The sequence below is a fragment of the Sphingobacterium gobiense genome (assembly GCF_002980575.1).
In the GTDB taxonomy this organism is placed as follows: Bacteria; Bacteroidota; Bacteroidia; order Sphingobacteriales; family Sphingobacteriaceae; genus Sphingobacterium; species Sphingobacterium gobiense.
In genome coordinates, this window is sequence record NZ_PVBS01000005.1 from 90,025 (window position 1) to 107,428 (window position 17,404).

14 protein-coding genes and 1 tRNA gene are annotated in these 17,404 nt (G+C 41.3%); 9 read left to right on the plus strand and 6 right to left on the minus strand.

The window, feature by feature from the left end:
* Positions 1 to 108 precede the first annotated feature (108 nt).
* Both C5749_RS18005 and C5749_RS18010 read left to right on the plus strand, forming a co-directional pair.
* Positions 109 to 2,757 (plus strand): outer membrane beta-barrel protein, encoded by a 2,649-nt coding sequence (locus C5749_RS18005; RefSeq protein ID WP_181151519.1) that lies wholly within the window; start codon positions 109 to 111, stop codon positions 2,755 to 2,757.
* Between the two features lie 3 nt (positions 2,758 to 2,760).
* A complete protein-coding gene (locus tag C5749_RS18010) occupies positions 2,761 to 3,633 on the plus strand; it encodes a GLPGLI family protein (protein ID WP_105727611.1) in 873 nt (290 codons plus the stop codon).
* Positions 3,634 to 3,681: 48 nt separating this feature from the next.
* Here C5749_RS18010 and C5749_RS18015 read toward each other — a convergent pair whose 3' ends face one another.
* Both C5749_RS18015 and C5749_RS18020 read right to left on the minus strand, forming a co-directional pair.
* Positions 3,682 to 4,047, minus strand: coding sequence for an MmcQ/YjbR family DNA-binding protein (locus C5749_RS18015; RefSeq protein ID WP_105727612.1), 366 nt, complete (start codon positions 4,045 to 4,047; stop codon positions 3,682 to 3,684).
* 20 nt (positions 4,048 to 4,067) lie between these two features.
* On the minus strand, positions 4,068 to 4,619 hold the full coding sequence (locus C5749_RS18020) for a thioredoxin family protein (RefSeq protein WP_105727613.1): 552 nt from the start codon (positions 4,617 to 4,619) through the stop codon (positions 4,068 to 4,070).
* 277 nt (positions 4,620 to 4,896) lie between these two features.
* Here C5749_RS18020 and dnaK point away from each other — a divergent pair, with 277 nt between their 5' ends.
* Positions 4,897 to 6,810 carry a molecular chaperone DnaK gene (gene dnaK / locus C5749_RS18025; protein WP_105727614.1) on the plus strand — a complete coding sequence of 638 codons (1,914 nt, stop codon included), beginning with the start codon at positions 4,897 to 4,899 and terminating at the stop codon, positions 6,808 to 6,810.
* A gap of 47 nt (positions 6,811 to 6,857) precedes the next feature.
* Here the strand turns inward: dnaK and C5749_RS18030 are convergent, their stop codons facing one another.
* Both C5749_RS18030 and C5749_RS18035 read right to left on the minus strand, forming a co-directional pair.
* Complete coding sequence (locus C5749_RS18030; protein ID WP_105727615.1) at positions 6,858 to 7,772, minus strand: sugar phosphate nucleotidyltransferase; 915 nt, start codon at positions 7,770 to 7,772, stop codon at positions 6,858 to 6,860.
* Positions 7,773 to 7,832: 60 nt separating this feature from the next.
* Complete coding sequence (locus C5749_RS18035; RefSeq protein WP_245893836.1) at positions 7,833 to 9,389, minus strand: helicase HerA-like domain-containing protein; 1,557 nt, start codon at positions 9,387 to 9,389, stop codon at positions 7,833 to 7,835.
* A gap of 171 nt (positions 9,390 to 9,560) precedes the next feature.
* Between C5749_RS18035 and C5749_RS18040 the strand changes: the two genes are divergently transcribed.
* From C5749_RS18040 to C5749_RS18055, 4 genes are all read left to right on the plus strand, one after another.
* A complete protein-coding gene (locus tag C5749_RS18040; protein ID WP_245893838.1) occupies positions 9,561 to 9,899 on the plus strand; it encodes a hypothetical protein in 339 nt (112 codons plus the stop codon).
* A gap of 99 nt (positions 9,900 to 9,998) precedes the next feature.
* A complete protein-coding gene (locus C5749_RS18045) occupies positions 9,999 to 11,573 on the plus strand; it encodes a SulP family inorganic anion transporter (protein WP_105727616.1) in 1,575 nt (524 codons plus the stop codon).
* Positions 11,574 to 11,702: 129 nt separating this feature from the next.
* Positions 11,703 to 12,350, plus strand: a complete 648-nt coding sequence (locus C5749_RS18050) for a carbonic anhydrase (RefSeq protein ID WP_105727617.1) — start codon at positions 11,703 to 11,705, stop codon at positions 12,348 to 12,350.
* 135 nt (positions 12,351 to 12,485) lie between these two features.
* Positions 12,486 to 13,676, plus strand: coding sequence for a C1 family peptidase (locus tag C5749_RS18055; protein ID WP_105727618.1), 1,191 nt, complete (start codon positions 12,486 to 12,488; stop codon positions 13,674 to 13,676).
* A gap of 34 nt (positions 13,677 to 13,710) precedes the next feature.
* On the opposite strand, the gene C5749_RS18060 is transcribed toward C5749_RS18055, so the two are convergent.
* Positions 13,711 to 15,858, minus strand: a complete 2,148-nt coding sequence (locus C5749_RS18060; protein WP_105727619.1) for a prolyl oligopeptidase family serine peptidase — start codon at positions 15,856 to 15,858, stop codon at positions 13,711 to 13,713.
* An 87-nt stretch (positions 15,859 to 15,945) separates the two neighbouring features.
* Between C5749_RS18060 and C5749_RS18065 the strand changes: the two genes are divergently transcribed.
* Complete coding sequence (locus tag C5749_RS18065; protein ID WP_105727620.1) at positions 15,946 to 16,689, plus strand: UDP-2,3-diacylglucosamine diphosphatase; 744 nt, start codon at positions 15,946 to 15,948, stop codon at positions 16,687 to 16,689.
* Positions 16,647 to 17,255, plus strand: coding sequence for a Crp/Fnr family transcriptional regulator (locus C5749_RS18070; protein ID WP_181151520.1), 609 nt, complete (start codon positions 16,647 to 16,649; stop codon positions 17,253 to 17,255). The genes C5749_RS18065 and C5749_RS18070 overlap by 43 nt, the downstream gene beginning before the upstream one ends.
* Positions 17,256 to 17,293: 38 nt before the next feature.
* Here the strand turns inward: C5749_RS18070 and C5749_RS18075 are convergent.
* A tRNA-Asp gene (locus C5749_RS18075) sits at positions 17,294 to 17,367 on the minus strand.
* Positions 17,368 to 17,404 lie beyond the last annotated feature (37 nt).

A 17,404-nucleotide genomic window follows, 5' to 3' on the forward strand; every position in this document is an offset into this window, starting at 1 on the left:
TATCAAAGCTATTACAAGTGTCAATTTAACATGATTTTATCTATTTTGTTCTTTTCTTTGAGTTACTAGCTTTAATTAATGAAAAGGTGTATACTTATTTTTCTGTGCATGATCAGCCATTACCTGTTTGCACAGTCCGTACAAGGTGTAATTGTAGACGAAGCGGACCAAAAACCACTGGAAAACGCTTCTATAGTCCTTTTGGACACAGATTCCATTATGCGGTATTTTACACGGGCTGATCCAAACGGGAAATTTAGTCTGGAAAAAATAGAAAAGGGGGAATACCTGTTTCTCGTTACGTATCCGAAATTCGAGATCCTTAGCCAGCCACTAGAAATAAAAAATGACCATATCGACCTGAAAAGTATTAGTCTCAACTCACAATCTAATCTACTAGAAGAAGTTGTAATTAACCAGAAAATCCCTATTAAAATCAAAGGCGACACGATAGAATATGATGCGGGAAGCTTTGAAACAGAAAAGAACGCCAAACTGGAAGATTTGTTACGTAGGCTCCCTGGATTAACAGTATCGGCTTCCGGCGAAATCACTGCACAAGGCAAAAATGTTTCCAAAGTATTGATTGATGGAGAAGAATTTTTTGGTTACGACCCTAAAATTGCTATCCGAAACGTTAGGGCAGACGCAGTTGATAAAGTACAAGTATACGAACGTAAGTCTGATGAAGCCGAGCTTACCGGCATAGATGACGGTGAACGCTATCAAACAGTAAATGTCGTTCTAAAAGAAGAAGCTAGACAAGGTATCTTTGGTAACGCAAATGCCAGCCTCGGTACAGAAAGTCTTTTTGACGCCAATATATTTGCCGCTAAATTCAATAGGTCTGAACGCCTAGCATTCACCGGAAACTGGAACAACATGACAAACGGTGGTGATGCCAGCCGGATCCGCATGAACAATCAAATTGTTGGTCGTCCGACACATAAAAGTGGAGGGTTGAACTATGAGAACAATTTTCTCGACAGAAAGCTACATTTGACATCTAGTTACAACTTTCTCAATAATGGTATGGCTAATGAATCCTCAAGCTACAATATGCGGATATTAAACGATAACCATACGCAGGAAACAACAAGGGAATCCGATTCTGAAAGCGACAGCAAACAGCATACCTTACGATCGCGAATCCGTTATAGAATCGATTCTGTAAGCAATTTAAATATACAGCTGAACGGCGGAAAAGGACAGCAAACATCCGCTAATAATTCAAAGAGCACGACTATTCGTAATGGTACAGTAATAGCCAACGAATTTGAGAGCCGAAATAGCAGTAAAAGCGACAAAGAGGACCTTGACATGAAGGTCGACTACCGCAGGCGGCTTCATAAAAACGGTCGAAGTTTAAACCTTCACCTCAATACGAGAATAGACAATACAACCTCGACGAACCAGGTAAACGAACAAACAAATCTATACGACAGTCTTGGTGTTTTCGAAAGAGATGTGTCTGTTCATCAAACGCGACTTGTAGAAAACACCAATAACGGGATGGGCGTATCCTTTAATCTCAGTGAGCCTATTACCCGACAGTTAAATGCTACATTGGGGTATAGCTTCAATACCAATTCACGCACGGGATTGACCAATGCGTATGATATCGACTCCCATACAACCGATATGACATTGGATAGCTTATATTCAAAAAATGAGAAAAACCATTCTCGAAATAACGGCGTTGATCTCAGCTTAAATTTTAATACAGAAAAATTCAACATCAATGTAACGAACAGGATGACCCACCGTTATCAAGAATTAGCTGACAGCTATCGAGATGTAGAACTTTCCAGAAGCTTCTGGCAAAACAATCTCAATGCTAATGTTTCTTACCGCATTAGCAATAATAAAAACTTGACTATACGTTATCAGAACAATACGAATGTACCGAGCTTCACTCAATTACAACCGATACAACCACCCACTAATGAATTGTACCGACAACTCGGAAACCCCGACTTGAAGCGGGAAACAAACAACAATATCAACTTCAATTTTAATAAATTTAGTTTGTTGAAAGCATCTTCTTTTAATATCAACGCGATGAGCGGTTTTACAAAAAATGCTATTGTCAATCGATCGATTATCGACGAGGAGGGAAGAACAACAACATCCTTTGTCAATATTCAGGACCATATTAACTGGAACGGGCGTGTGCACGCCAACTATACCCGTCCTATTTTAAATGGCATTGTCCAATTTGGCCCATTTACATCCCTGCAATACGCTAATAACTACGAATACGTCAACGGTGAACTCAATCGTAGCAACAATACTAATGCGAATGCGGGCATAAGTGCGAATAAAGAAGATTCGAAAAACGTAAATTTCAATCTAAATTTAAGCATAGGAGTCAATAATGAAGTAAATAGCCTACGAGAAGATCTGAACAATACAGCTTTTAGGTCAGCTGCTAATGCAGACCTAAAATACTTTTTGCCGTTTAAGTTTAGTCTTACCCAGGTATTGCATTATGGTTATACGGGAAAATCGAAAGTCTTTCCAGAACCGATTACCCAGTTTTATATGAATCTCGAACTCACGCGAAAGTTATTACAGGATGAGTCATTATTACTAAGTGTTAAAGCTTTTGACGTATTCAATAGCTTCAATAACACCAACAGGTCCTTTAACGACAATAGTTTTTCGGAATCACAGCAACTGATGCTGACACAATATTTTATGCTTGGCCTGAAATGGGATTTTAATAAGAATTTAGGAAAGAAAAGCGAAAGTTAAAAAATGAGTAAACTGATTTTAATATATATTACGTTCGTATGCTGTTGTTATTTTGAGGGAGCAGCACAACATGCTTACTTCCCACAAAAAGGCATTATTAGTTTTGAAAAAGAGGTATATATAAGAGCCCGGATGCGTGAAATGACGAATAAGCAATCGACCGGCGCTGGCGGGAATCGGGGAATGATGATGCGGTTCGGCGGCAATATCGATGACATACCGGAAAAAAGCTCGTCTATGTTCACGCTACGATTTGACGAAGACGAGACGCTCATGACACCTGCTGAGTCAGAACAGACTGAAACTACTGCAACCCCGGGCCGCGGTAGCGCAGGAAGAGGAGGTAACAGGAATATGAACCGTAGAGCAAGCGCGCCCAGTGTCCGACGAGCCTCCCGACCGGGCGAACATAAAGTGTATTACCAAAATCTCCATGATGGCACGAGCGAGTTGGAACTTGATTTAGATGAAAAATACTTGTTACAGGACTCGTTGCAACAAATCACCTGGCGCTTTACCGATGAATATCGAAATATAGCAGGGTATGATTGTCGACGAGTTAACGGTGCTACATCCGATTCGCTTTATATAGTCGCTTTTTATACCGACCAGATACCCATATCCGGAGGGCCGGCATTGGTACACGGACTTCCTGGCATGATACTAGGGCTCGCCATACCAGAAATGCATATCAATTACTGGGCCCGCAACATCGATTTTGTGGTAGACAATGTACCCAATCAATGGCGGGACAAAAAAAGTAAACCTATGACTATGAATGACTTTTTTGATGCATTAGGCAACAATCGATTTTTCGGAGGAGGGTCCAATCCGCGGCAGCAAAGGCGGAATCTTTTGGAAAATTTGATTTATTAATAAAGCTATGAAGACCTCCCAGGTTATCGTCCCTGTTCTCGGCGCTGTTTAATCATGAAGGTTTATGCTTTCCTTTACTGCTTTAGATAGCGAATCATACACCAATGCATAACTATCATCGATAAAAGTTCTCAAACGCTCATCAGGAAGTTGTCTGTTACAATAAACAGTGTTCCAGTGCTTCTTGTTCATGTGATAGCCAGGAATAACCGTTTCAGGATAGTTCAAACGTAATTCAACGGCACGGTCGGGATCGCATTTCACATTGAAGCACAACGTATCAACTTGGTCTAGTCCAACCAACAGAAACACCTTACCTCCCACTTTAAATACTAAGGTATCTGGACCAAAAGGTAATTCTTCTGTCACGCCCGGTTGAGCCAGACAATATTCCCGAATGTCTTCAATATTCATTTCTGTCGTTTGAAGATAAATTAACTTAACCGAGCGAGTAGTTCTTTTTGCAGTTCCTCTCCGCTATCTTCGTTATACCACTTCTGCATAACTTCCTTAATTTCCTCGAACGGTTTTCCCTCCTCTTTCATCTGCAGATATAAATACTGCAACGGTTGGGGGCGAGGGCCCCATATCACCTTATCGTGTCCTACATCATTCCGAATAATAAGTTTCGGAATTGATTTGCTTCCATCAGTAAGGTAATCTTCGATGAGAAACGGCTCGGTGTCACGGAGCTGTATTTCAAAATCAATATTCGGATTATTCTTAACCATCATATAAAGTTGTGTCACAGAATGAGCTGCGTCGCCACACCATGGTTCGGTGATCACAATCCAGTGCTGCGGTTCGGTCATGCTAGCTATCAAGCTTTTTATAGCTTGATTTGGTTCAAAACGTTTTAACCACCGGTTCATCCTCGACCAATTTAATTTTGTATAATTTAAATACGCTGCGTCCCCGTAGGGATCGTAGTCCTCGGGTGAAGTCAAAATTTGTTCAAAATAATCTAAGTATTCCTGAAAGGTCATGTTTATGCTTAATGTTACCACGAATTTACTAATTTATTCCGGGTAAAAAAATTTTTGGTGGCGGGCTGCTTTCTGTAAACTATAAAATTAAGCCATTTGCCATCCCCCTTTTATTGTTTAGGGTGATATTATGACAGTTTGACAGAACAGCTTACAAGAAAAACGACATAAGAGACATTTTAATGTCGATTTTAACCTTGGCACAGGTGTTGTTAAAGAGATAACATATCATTAAAAATAAAGTTAATTACTAATTTGTAAATATAAAAAACGAGATATGTCAAAAATTATTGGAATCGACTTAGGTACTACAAACTCATGTGTTGCCGTGATGGAGGGTAACGAGCCGGTAGTTATTGCAAACAACGAGGGAAAACGTACGACCCCCTCTATTGTTGCTTTTGTTGAAGGCGGCGAACGTAAAGTAGGTGATCCTGCAAAACGTCAGGCTATCACGAATCCGAATAAAACAGTCTATTCAATCAAGCGTTTCATGGGCTTGTCTTATGATGAATCTACAAAAGAGGCTGGACACGTTCCTTATGCGGTAGTAAAAGGTGATAACAATACACCGCGCGTTGAAATCGGCGATCGCAAATATACGCCACAGGAAATTTCTGCGATGATTCTTCAAAAAATGAAAAAAACAGCTGAAGACTTCTTAGGGCAGGAAGTAAGCGAAGCGGTTATTACCGTCCCGGCTTACTTTAACGATGCACAACGCCAAGCTACAAAAGAAGCCGGTGAAATTGCTGGTCTCACTGTAAAGCGTATTATCAATGAACCGACTGCTGCTGCATTGGCATACGGTTTGGATAAAGCGCACAAAGACATGAAGATTGTCGTGTTCGACTGTGGTGGAGGTACGCATGACGTTTCGGTACTGGAACTTGGAGATGGTGTATTTGAAGTCAAATCCACAGATGGTGACACCCACTTAGGTGGTGATGATTTTGACAATGTCATTATCAACTGGTTGGCAGAAGAATTTGCAAATGAAAACAATGGCTTTGACCTTAAAAAGGATGCAATGGCGTTACAACGCTTGAAAGAAGCTGCGGAAAAAGCTAAAATCGAATTGTCCAGCACCACTTCAACAGAAATCAACTTGCCTTACGTCACTGCTGATGCAACCGGTCCTAAACACTTGGTACGCACCCTTTCGCGCGCTAAATTTGAATCTTTAGCCGCTGATTTGATTAAACGTACAATAGATCCTTGTAAATCGGCCTTGAAAAATGCAGGATATGATACTTCCGATATTGATGAAATCATATTGGTAGGAGGTTCTACCCGTATTCCAGCTATCGTAGAAGCAGTGAAGAACTTCTTTGGCAAAGAGCCGTCAAAAGGTGTAAACCCGGACGAAGTTGTAGCGCTGGGAGCTGCTATCCAAGGTGGTGTATTAACAGGAGAAGTAAAAGATGTATTATTGCTAGATGTTACACCACTTTCATTAGGTATCGAAACAATGGGTGGGGTAATGACCAAGTTAATCGAAGCAAATACAACTATCCCGACGAAAAAATCAGAAGTATTCTCCACCGCATCGGATAATCAGCCTTCTGTGGAGATACATATTCTGCAAGGTGAGCGGCCAATGGCAGCACAAAACCGTACGATTGGACGTTTCCAGTTAACGGACATTCCGCCGGCACCTCGTGGCGTACCTCAAATCGAAGTAACGTTTGATATTGATGCCAATGGTATTATTAAGGTGTCAGCAAAGGACAAGGCCACCGGTAAAGAGCAAAATATCCGTATCGAAGCTTCTTCTGGATTATCTGAAGAAGAAATTCAAAAAATGAAACAAGAAGCAGAAGCGAATGCGGAAGCAGATAAGAAAGTAAAAGAAGAAGCAGAGAAAATAAATGCTGCTGATGCGTTGATCTTCTCCACAGAGAAACAACTGAAAGAATATGGAGACAAGTTATCCGCAGATAAAAAAGGTACTATCGATGCTGGTTTAGAAAAACTGAAAACGGCCTACGCTGCAAAAAACTTTGCCGATATCGATACCGCTTCTGCTGAACTTCAGAATGCTTGGAATGCAGCATCGGAAGAGATGTACGCGGCTTCACAGCAAGGCGGATCAGAGCAACCGCAAGGTGGCGATGCGGGTCAAGCACAAAATAACAATAAACAAGGTGGCGATGATGTGCAAGATGTAGAGTTTGAAGAAGTGAAATAAGCCCAACTGTTTTAAGAAAAAAAGCGGCCAATTGGCCGCTTTTTTTCTTAAAACAGTTTTTCGGGGTATACGCCCTCTTTAATGAGACTGGAGATAGATTCCTGCACAATGGGTTTGTCTTCTTTGTATGTTACGCCGAACCACTTGGAAGAAGTAGGAATAACCCGAAAGCTAGCCATGTCATTTTTCACCATATAATCGGGAACAGAAGGAATAAAAAACTCTGATTTTGGGTTGTCACCGTTGGCTTCTACAAATTTAGAAAACATACTTTGTGCTACATCAAAAATCCGAGGAGTAAATCCCCAAAAATTCATCGAAACCCTAGTGTCGGGATTCAAATCGTGTTGTTTACCATCCTCCTCGTACACAATTTTCCTATTGCCGGCATCATCTGTTACATAATAGATATTTGTACGTTCCGTTACCGAAACCATATTCCCGTCCCCATCTACATCACACACACCTCTAGAGACATATCCATAATCTGACATGGTATTTCCGACTTTAAATCCCATGAGAGCCATTCTTTCATCTGTAACTTCATTTCGCAAGAAAGCAGCCATTTTTTCAAAAGCATCCTTGCCGTAAAAATCATCTGCATTAACAACACAAAAAGGTTCATTGATATGGTCCTTAGCACTCATAACAGCATGGGCAGTTCCCCAAGGTTTCGTACGTTCAATTACACTGTCAATACCAAATTTTGTCAGATCAAAACTTTGAAAAGCATAGTCTACTTCAATCTTACCACTCAGTTTTTTGTCAAAAACCGCACGCATCTTCTCTACAAATTCCTCGCGAATAATAAATACGACTTTCCCAAAACCGGCTCGAATAGCATCATATATTGAATAGTCAATAATGGTTTCTTCATGCGGCCCGAATCCATCAATCTGTTTTAACGACCCGTATCTACTCGCCATTCCCGCGGCTAGAATTAACAATGTTGGTTTACTCATTATTTACTTTTTGTTAACAATTACAAAATCCCACTTAACAAATATAAAAATTTATTCTATCTATTTCTTTCTGAACATGGCGCTTAAGATACCGTTCGCCAATTTCCCTAAAAGCTTTGCTCCCTCTCTTGCTAACGTACGGGAAGCCTGTGTTTTCGCGGCTTCTATCGGTGTCTGTCTGGAACTTCGTCTACCCGTGCTACGGTTTATCGATCTTTCAGCTTCTTTCTTTGCTTTCTCCTGTTCTTCCCGTGCCTCAAGCACAGCCGTCTTCTCGTCCACAATTTCCGCGGCGCTCCTCCGTTCTACGCGCTCCTGATATTTACTATAAAATTCGGAATCCGTTGTAATCTGCGAATACGTTTCTGGTCGACATGGCCCCATAATTGCTCTAGCAGGCACTAAATGCGTAGCGACTACCTCAGTGGGAATTCCCTTTTCGTTGAGCACCGTAATTAAAGCTTGCCCTGTACCTAAAGATGTTAACACCTTGTCTATTTCATAAAAAGGAGAATACGGATAGGTCTTTACTGTTTTGCGAAGGTTATCTGCGTCATTAGGCGTAAATGCTCGCAGCGCATGCTGCACCCGATTACCCAATTGGCCTAAGACAGACGCCGGAATATCGGTAGCCGCTTGTGTACAGAAAAACACGCCGATCCCTTTCGACCGGATTAAACGTATTATCTGTTCAACCTGTGTAAGAAAAGCCTTCGATGCATTGTTGAATAATAAGTGCGCCTCATCAAAGAAAAAAACCAGCTTAGGCTTATCTAGGTCGCCAACTTCAGGTAGTTTTTTAAACAACTGCGCTAAAAGGCTCAACAGAAAAGTAGAAAACACCAAAGGTTGGTCTTGAATGTCCGAAATATTCAATAACGTAATTACACCTCTTCCGTCAACCTTATTGAAAAGATCCTGTATGTCAAACTCCTTTTCTCCAAAAATATGGGCTATACCCTGTTGTTCTACGGCCACAATCTTCCGTAAAATAGTGCCCGAAGTCGCCGTACTTATTTTACCGTAATCATCCTTTATATCCTCTGCCCCAGGGCCACCTGCAAGATAAGCAAGTAATTTCTTTAAATCATTTAGATCAATCAGCTCCCATCGTTGATCTTCAGCATACTTAAATATAGCAGACAATACGCCCGTTTGCGTATCATTCAAATCCAATACACGTGCTAGCAGAATGGGACCAAAATCTTGCACAGTAATACGCATAGGAGCGCCTAACTTTCCGCTAAGCGAAAACAGTTCCAACGGAAACTGTGCGGGTTCAAACGGAATCCCCACAAGTTGCCCACGTGCTAACAATGCTTCGTTAGTCTTTCCCTGCTCCGCCAATCCTGACAAATCCCCTTTTACATCAAGCATAAAGACGGGCACGCCTTTATCGGACAGTTGCTCTGCGATCAACTGTAGGGTACGGGTTTTCCCCGTACCGGTAGCGCCCGCGATGAGCCCATGTCGGTTCATAATTTTAAGCGCCAAGTTGACCTTAGCATCGGTAATAACCTCACTACCCAGTATTCCAGAACCTAACTGGATATGATCTCCCTTCGGATTGTAGGACGTTGTTATTTTTTCAACAAATTCTTCTATGTTCGATATCATATGTCGATTAGTTAAATGGCCAAACGAAACAAAAATGCCACATAATTGTAACAATTTCAATTAAATAAGGAAAGATATGGATAATTAATAAATAATTAACACGAATTGTTTGCTTTCGCTATTTTTTCCAAAGAAAAAATTGTATTTTTGGAAAGAACAAAATAAAAGAGCGTGATAACGAAGACGACAAGGATACTAGCAGCGAAATTGTGTTTTGCCATCTTTATGACAAAGATGCTGATTTCGGCTACGCCTATGTTTGTCAATATACTCGATCAAGGAACCATTTTACAGGTTGTTCTTCAATTAGAAATTGAGAATACTGCAAAGGGAAACAACGCTTCTGAGGATTTACACGAAGCAGGCGCGAAGCTTTTCACAACAACTTCTGATTATCTTTCATTTTGCCCGGTTATCGAGAACCTGAGTAAAGAGAAGCGTTATTTGAAAAACGAAGGACTTTTTAGCGTGTTCCATCCGTCCGTTCCTCCCCCACCCCCCAACAGTTAATCCCTATCTTACATGCATTTTTTTGAGGTTTTATTCAGCTTCAAAATGTTTTATTGGTTTGGTTTATTTGAATAGATAACGGATTAAAAATTTAATTTTATGTCAGGAACTCGTCTGTCTGCTTTTCTTAAATTATCGAAAAGGGACTTAAAATATGATTTCCCATCAAGTATTGTAGTGTTTCTTGTAGCGCTACCACTCTGTTTGGGTATTGCTATGGCTTCCGGTGCGCCATTATTCGCCGGTTTATTAACAGGAATTATTGGTGGATTGGTTGTTGCATCGATGAGCAAATCTCCGCTCAGCGTGAGCGGTCCCGCAGCTGGTTTAACGGTAATTGTACTAGGTGCCATCGAACAATTAGGTGCGTACGAAACATTTTTGCTCGCTGTTGTCATCGCGGGTATTGTCCAACTTATTTTGGGCATCATCAAAGCGGGCATGATTGGAAACTATTTTCCATCGGCTGTAATTTTAGGCATGTTGGCTGCGATCGGTATCACCATAATACTTAAACAAATACCGTTGGCTTTTGGGTTATCAGAAGAACATGCTTTCGAACTCGACGCCGGTGGAGGTATCGCTGCATTTCAAGATACGGTTTTGTCCGGCGTCAACTGGGGAGCCACTATCATCTGCTTCCTATCCCTTGCCATACTTATTTATTGGCCAAAAATAAAAGGTGTCAATAAAGTTCCTGCTCCACTTGTGGTCGTGTTATTAGGCGTCGGTTTAGCATCTATTTTTCAAGGATCCGGTATGCAGCTAAATCAAAATCATTTTGTGATGATCCCCATCGTGAGCTCATTCCAAGAATTTACACAATTATTCATTTTTCCTGATTTTACGCAGATTTTGAATAAAGATGTATGGATAGTTGCCTTTACGATTGCTATCATTGCCAGTTTAGAAACGTTGCTCAGTATCGAAGCTATCGATAAGATAGACCCCTTTAAACGTGTTACGCCGACCAATAGAGAACTGGTAGCCCAAGGCGTTGGTAATATGACCAGTGGGTTTCTAGGTGGGCTTCCCTTGACATCTGTTATTGTACGTTCTTCCGCAAACGCACAAGCTGGGGGTCGGACACGCCAGTCTGCCATGTTACATGGCCTTTGGCTTCTAGTAGCGCTTCTAGCTATACCTACCCTCATCAATTTGATCCCGTTATCGTGTTTAGCTGCCATACTACTCCATACGGGTTACAAGCTCGCTAACCCAAGCTTGTTTAAAAAGATGCTACGTAAAGGATTGGATCAATTTATTCCCTTCGCTGCAACCATCGTAGCGGTTGTATTTACGGACCTGTTGATGGGCGTGGGAATAGGTATTGTAGTAGCCCTGTTCTATATTATTCGTGCAAATATGCAGAATGCCTTTAAAATGGAAATTAGTAACGAAAATGGTGAAAAAAAGGTTACTATGACGCTTGCAGAAGAAGTATCTTTCCTCAACAAAGTACCTATTCAACAAAAACTCTACAGCTTACCGAAAGGTGTACAGGCCATTCGAATTGACGGGAGATTTAGCAAATTCATCGATAAAGACGTCATCGAAGTTCTCAAAGATTTTCAGATGAATGCGATGAGTAAAGGTATTGATATAGAACTAGACGCTATTACTTACAAAAAAAATCGAGAAGTAGTCGTACAACAAGAGCAGGTAGAAGTATAGCACTGCTTGAGAACATCATCGGTACCGACCGGTAGCAAAAACAAATATTTAATTAAATTTACGAAAATGTACTAACTTGGTTGATTTCATGCAACTAGTTAACATCATAAGAAATAACAAATTATCATTATGGAAAATAAAGAACTAGAACTAGGTTTTCAGAAAATATTAGAAGGCAACAAGTCTTGGATAGAGTTTGTTAAAAATGATACATCGGGGCGATTTGAACAATTGGCTAAAGGACAAAGTCCAGAGATCCTCTGGATTGGTTGCGCAGATAGCCGTGTTCCAGCCAATGAAATAGTAGGTTCGAAACCTGGCGAAGTGTTCGTACACCGCAACATCGCCAACATGTGTGTACACTCGGATATGAGCATGCTATCCGTCTTGGACTATGCTGTAAACGTATTGAAAGTAAAACACATTGTGGTAGCCGGTCATTATGGCTGCGGTGGGGTTGCAGCATCGCTAAGCCGAAAACAATACGGAGTAATTGACAACTGGCTATGCCACATCAAGGACGTTTATCGTTTGCATGCTAACGAAATCGATGGTATTACAGACCATGAGGAAAAAGTAAACCGTCTTATTGAACTCAATGTAAAAGAACAGGTGTTTAATCTATGTACCACTTCTATTGTACAAAATGCCTGGAAAAACAATCAACCATTAGCCGTACATGGAATGGTGATTGATATTGGCAGCGGAAAGCTTCAAGATTTAGACAATACGTTTACAAGTAACGAAGCACTGGGCAAGGTATTTGCCTTCCAATAACAACACATACAAGTTTAAGATTACCAGGAGAGACGTCTATATAGGCGTCTCTTTTTGGTATATTATGATTTTTACAATGAAACCAATCAGGGCTCATTATAAAATTTTAATTTCGTGAAATTTTACTTAACAACAATGAACTGGAATAAATCATTATTATTAGCGGCAGCCTTATTCACATTTTCGGCTTCTGTACACGTTAACGCGCAGGATAACCTTATCAACGCGTTAAAACACAATGTCAGCGACAACAGTAAAGAGGGTTTTCGATTTACGGAAGTGATCAATTTGGGAAACACCTCGATTAAAAACCAAGGTTCTTCCGGCACGTGCTGGTCCTATTCAGGCAATTCTTTCCTAGAGTCTGAAATGATCCGAATGGGCAAACAGCCGGTAGAAATATCGCCTATCTATACAGCACGCAATACCTACATCGAAAAAGCCAAGAACTTCGTCCGCTTACATGGAGAACAGGCGCAAGGTGACGGCGGACAGTTACATGACGTATTGACTATCTTCCGTAAATACGGTGCGGTTCCACAAGCAGTCTACACAGGATTACAAGAGGGGCAAAAACGCAATAACTTCGGAGAGATGAGCCCCATACTACAAGGCATTACAGCGAGCATTGCAAAAAGTAAAAAGCCAAGTACAACCTGGATAACCGCTTTTACCGCAGCAATGGACGCCTATTTAGGTGAGGTACCCGAATCCTTCCCGTATGAAGGAAAGACGTATACCCCTCGGACATTTGCAGACGAAGTGATCGGCATTAATCCGGATGATTATATCGGCATTTCGTCATTCGAAGAACACCCGTACTACAAACCATTTGTTTTATTGATCCCCGACAACTGGTCTTTTGAAAGTTTCTATAATGTACAGATAAACGACCTCACGGATATCATCGACAAAGCGCTTCAAAATGGATACACCATTGCTTGGGCGACAGATGTATCTGAAAAGAGCTTTAGCTGGAAAAACGGCGTGGCGTATGTACCGAAAAAACCAATAGAGCAAATGAGTGCAGAAGAAATAGAAACGATGTTTAATGGTCCAAAACCTGAAGCCACCATCACCCCTGCCCAACGCCAAGAAGCTTTTGATAACTACACAACTACCGACGACCACGGGATGCACATCGTCGGGACAGTCAAAGACCAAAATGGCAAAGAATACTATATCGTAAAAAACTCGTGGGGAGAATCCAATGACTACAAAGGATATATGTATGCAACTAAAGAATACGTCCGATACAAAACAATTTCCATTTTATTGCATAAAAAAGCTTTAAGCAAAAACATGCAATCCCAATTAGGCATATAAAAAAGAGGGGCACTTGATCAGCGCCCCTCTTTTTTTATTCTATTTCCTTATAACCCACTCCCATATTCTGGAACATAAATGCCCATTTATCCGTTTGCTCGGCGATCACCATCTCAGTCGATTTCCCGGCACCATGCCCCGCTTTCGTATCGATACGGATTAAAACAGGATTATCGCCTGTGTGGTATTCTTGCAACCGCGCAGCAAATTTAAACGAATGTGCTGGCACTACACGGTCGTCGTGATCCGCAGTAGTTACCATGGTCGATGGATAAGCCGTTCCAGGCTTCAGCGCGTGATAAGGTGAATATTTATACAAATATTCAAACATTTCTTTGCTATCTTCAGAAGTACCATAATCGAATGCCCAGCCTGCACCCGCGGTAAATTTGTGATAACGCAGCATGTCCAACACACCAACCGCCGGGAAAGCCACTTTGAAGAGTTCAGGTCGTTGCGTCATACTCGCTCCAACCAATAATCCTCCATTGGAACCTCCAGCAATAGCCAGTTTATCCGGGGACGTATACTGCTGGTCGATCAAGTATTCTGCTGCTGCGATAAAATCATCAAATACGTTTTGCTTGTTCATTTGTGTACCAGCAAGATGCCAACGTTCTCCGTACTCCCCTCCTCCACGAAGATTCGCTACAGCATATACTCCACCTTGTTCGAGCAGGATAATATTACTGGTAGAAAAGGAGGGTGTTAAGCTGATATTGAATCCACCATAGCCATACAACATCGTTGGATTTGTACCATCTAATTGGATGCCCTTTTTATACGTAACGATCATCGGTATCTTCGTCCCGTCTTTAGATGTAAAGAATACTTGCTTCGATTCATAGTTTGACGGATCAAAATTAATCGCCGATTCTTTATAAATTTCTGACTTTCCAGATGCGATATCATACCTGTAGATCGTAACTGGATTCACATAGTTTGTAAACGAATAATATAAGTCCTCGTCTTCCAATTTCGCATCAAATCCGCCCGCAGATCCTATACCTGGTAGTTCGACTTCTCTTTCTAATTTTCCATTTCGGTCGTATTGTTTTATAAGCGAAGCTGCATCTTTCAGGTAGTTAGCGAATATTTTGCCTCCACCTACAGTCGGCGAAAGTGCTTGTTCCGTTTCAGCGATTAAGGTCTCCCAATTTTCCGGCTGTGGAGTAGCAGCGTCAACCGTTACAACGCGTCCATTTGGCGCATCCAATTCTGTATAGATAAACAATTTAGACCCGTCGTTATCTATGATCTCATGGTTTTTATCCATATCGCCCACTACCGTTACAAACCCAGCATCAGGAGAAGAAAGATCTTTTATATATAGTTCATTACCCGAGGTAGCATTTGCTGCCGATACGATCAAATAGCGTTCGTCTTCCGTTAATCCGGCACCAATGTAGCGACGCGGCATAGTTGGACCGCCAAATACCAGTTCATCATCTGTCTGCGGTGTGTTTAACTTATGAAAAAATAATTTATGTTGATCCGTCATAGCGGATAAAGCGGAACCTTCTTTAGGTTTATCATAACTGCTATAATAGATACCTTCGTTAGCTTTCCATGCTAATCCCGAAAACTTGACATCCATCAGCGTATCCCCTACAACAGATTTATCCTCTGTTTTCAGAACGACCACTTTTCTCCAGTCGGATCCACCTTCCGAAATCTGATAGGCGACCAACGAGCCATCTTTAGAGAAGGATATGCCGGCCAATGAGCTTGTACCATCTTCTGAAAACTTATTAGGATCCAGAAAAACTTCCTCTTTTCCATCCTCCCCCTTTTTACGCCAGAGTACGTATTGGTTCTGAAGCCCATCATTTTTATAGAAATAAATATAGTCTCCCTCCTTAATTGGGGCTCCCTCTTTCTCATAATTCCACAAACTTTCCAAGCGTTTGTGGATAGCCTCGCGAAATGGAATCTGGCCTAGATAATCTTGTGTTACTTCGTTCTGCGCAGTTACCCATTGCTTGGTTTCAGCAGATAGGTCATCTTCTAACCAACGATACGGGTCGTCTACAATCGTCCCGAAATAATCATCTTTTTGATCTGTCTTTTCCGTTTTTGGATAAGGTTTTAGCACCATGTTGTCGTTTGATTCAATAACATGCTCTTGGCTACAGGCGATAAAACCAAATGCCAACAGCATAATCCCTAATTTTTTATTCATAATCCTCTTTGTTGTTTAAGTAAACGCAAGATAAGATTTTTTTTGGGAGAGTCGATTATCCTTGTTATTTGCTAATTTTGTCGTTCCATGAGAGATAAAATATATTTTGCTTCGGATTTTCATTTGGGTGTTACGCCCAAAGCAGCTTCTCTTGAACGGGAGCGGCGGCTGGTCGCTTGGCTAGACCACATCAAACCCGATGCAAAGGCACTTTTTTTAGTGGGCGATATTTTTGATTTCTGGTTTGAATACAGCACCGTAGTTCCCAAAGGATTTATCCGCTTTCTCGGTAAATTAGCGGAATTGGCAGACCTCGGCGTGGAGATAACACTCTTTAAAGGGAACCACGACATGTGGATGTTCGGTTACTTAAAAGAACAGCTAAACGCCAATATTGTCGAAAATGAGATGATACTGGATATAAATGACAAACGATTCTATATTCATCATGGAGATGGGCTAGGCCCAGGGGATACAAAGTATAAGTTTCTGAAAGCCTTTTTCCGAAGCAGGGTTTGTCAGTGGCTTTTCGCTAGATTACATCCCAACTTGGGCATTGGTATTGCACAAAAATGGTCCAGTCACAGTCGTGCGGCAAACCTGGACGAAGAACGTTTCTTGGGAGAAGATCGAGAATGGTTAATTCAATATGCCAAGGAGCTGTTGCAACAGGAGCATTTTGATTATTTTATCTTCGGCCATCGTCATCTCCCCTACGACATCGAGCTCCGTGAAAACAGTCGTATCATTAATCTTGGCGAATGGATGCACACTTGTACCTATGCCATATGGGACGGCAAACAATTGGAATTGAAGAAATGGACGCCCTAACGATTATCCACCGCATTGCCCCACTAAAGGCACGAGATCAACAAGCCCTATTAGTACTTTTCGAAGAAGTTACGTTTAAGAAACAAGATAACATTATAGAGACGGGAAAAAAATCTCATTATGTTTATTTTTTAAAGACCGGTTCTTGTCGTATATTTTACTACAAAGAACATCGGGAGGTCATTTTAGATTTTGCTTTTCCTGGCGATGCCCTCATTTCCTTAAATAGCTACGTACATGGCAAACCTGGCTATGAAACAATACAATCCCTTGAACCGGTAACGGCGTATCGAATCCATGCGGCCCAGCTACAATCGCTCTTTGCCAATACCTTAGGTATAGCCAATTGGGGCAGAAAACTTGCCGAAGTAGAAACTTTAAAAATCGAATATCGGCTCATGTCAAAACTGTTTAAAACAGCAAGCGAAAGCTATCAAGACCTATTGAATCGTGCACCGGAACTCGTCAATCAAATTAAACTCGGATTTATCGCTTCGTACTTAGGCATATCACAGGTTACCCTAAGTAGAATTCGCGGGAAACAAGGAAAGTCGTCAGAAAAATAAAAAAGGCGCCTTTATATAAAGACACCTTTTTTCTCTAGCGGTCTGGACGGGACTCGAACCCGCGACCCCATGCGTGACAGGCATGTATTCTAACCAGCTGAACTACCAGACCTCATTTTTTCTCCTTCTTTTGAGAACATATGTTTTAA

Bases quoted from the DNA above. Each gene is read 5' to 3' on its own strand.
- C5749_RS18065 (WP_105727620.1), top strand. From the start codon at position 15,946: ATGAGAGATAAAATATATTTTGCTTCGGATTTTCATTTGGGTGTTACG.
- C5749_RS18030 (WP_105727615.1), bottom strand. From the start codon at position 7,772: ATGAGTAAACCAACATTGTTAATTCTAGCCGCGGGAATGGCGAGTAGA.
- C5749_RS18035 (WP_245893836.1), bottom strand. From the start codon at position 9,389: ATGATATCGAACATAGAAGAATTTGTTGAAAAAATAACAACGTCCTAC.
- C5749_RS18070 (WP_181151520.1), top strand. From the start codon at position 16,647: ATGGGACGGCAAACAATTGGAATTGAAGAAATGGACGCCCTAACGATT.
- C5749_RS18045 (WP_105727616.1), top strand. From the start codon at position 9,999: ATGTCAGGAACTCGTCTGTCTGCTTTTCTTAAATTATCGAAAAGGGAC.
- C5749_RS18050 (WP_105727617.1), top strand. From the start codon at position 11,703: ATGGAAAATAAAGAACTAGAACTAGGTTTTCAGAAAATATTAGAAGGC.
- C5749_RS18010 (WP_105727611.1), top strand. From the start codon at position 2,761: ATGAGTAAACTGATTTTAATATATATTACGTTCGTATGCTGTTGTTAT.
- dnaK (WP_105727614.1), top strand. From the start codon at position 4,897: ATGTCAAAAATTATTGGAATCGACTTAGGTACTACAAACTCATGTGTT.
- C5749_RS18005 (WP_181151519.1), top strand. From the start codon at position 109: ATGATCAGCCATTACCTGTTTGCACAGTCCGTACAAGGTGTAATTGTA.
- C5749_RS18060 (WP_105727619.1), bottom strand. From the start codon at position 15,858: ATGAATAAAAAATTAGGGATTATGCTGTTGGCATTTGGTTTTATCGCC.
- C5749_RS18015 (WP_105727612.1), bottom strand. From the start codon at position 4,047: ATGAATATTGAAGACATTCGGGAATATTGTCTGGCTCAACCGGGCGTG.
- C5749_RS18020 (WP_105727613.1), bottom strand. From the start codon at position 4,619: ATGACCTTTCAGGAATACTTAGATTATTTTGAACAAATTTTGACTTCA.
- C5749_RS18055 (WP_105727618.1), top strand. From the start codon at position 12,486: ATGAACTGGAATAAATCATTATTATTAGCGGCAGCCTTATTCACATTT.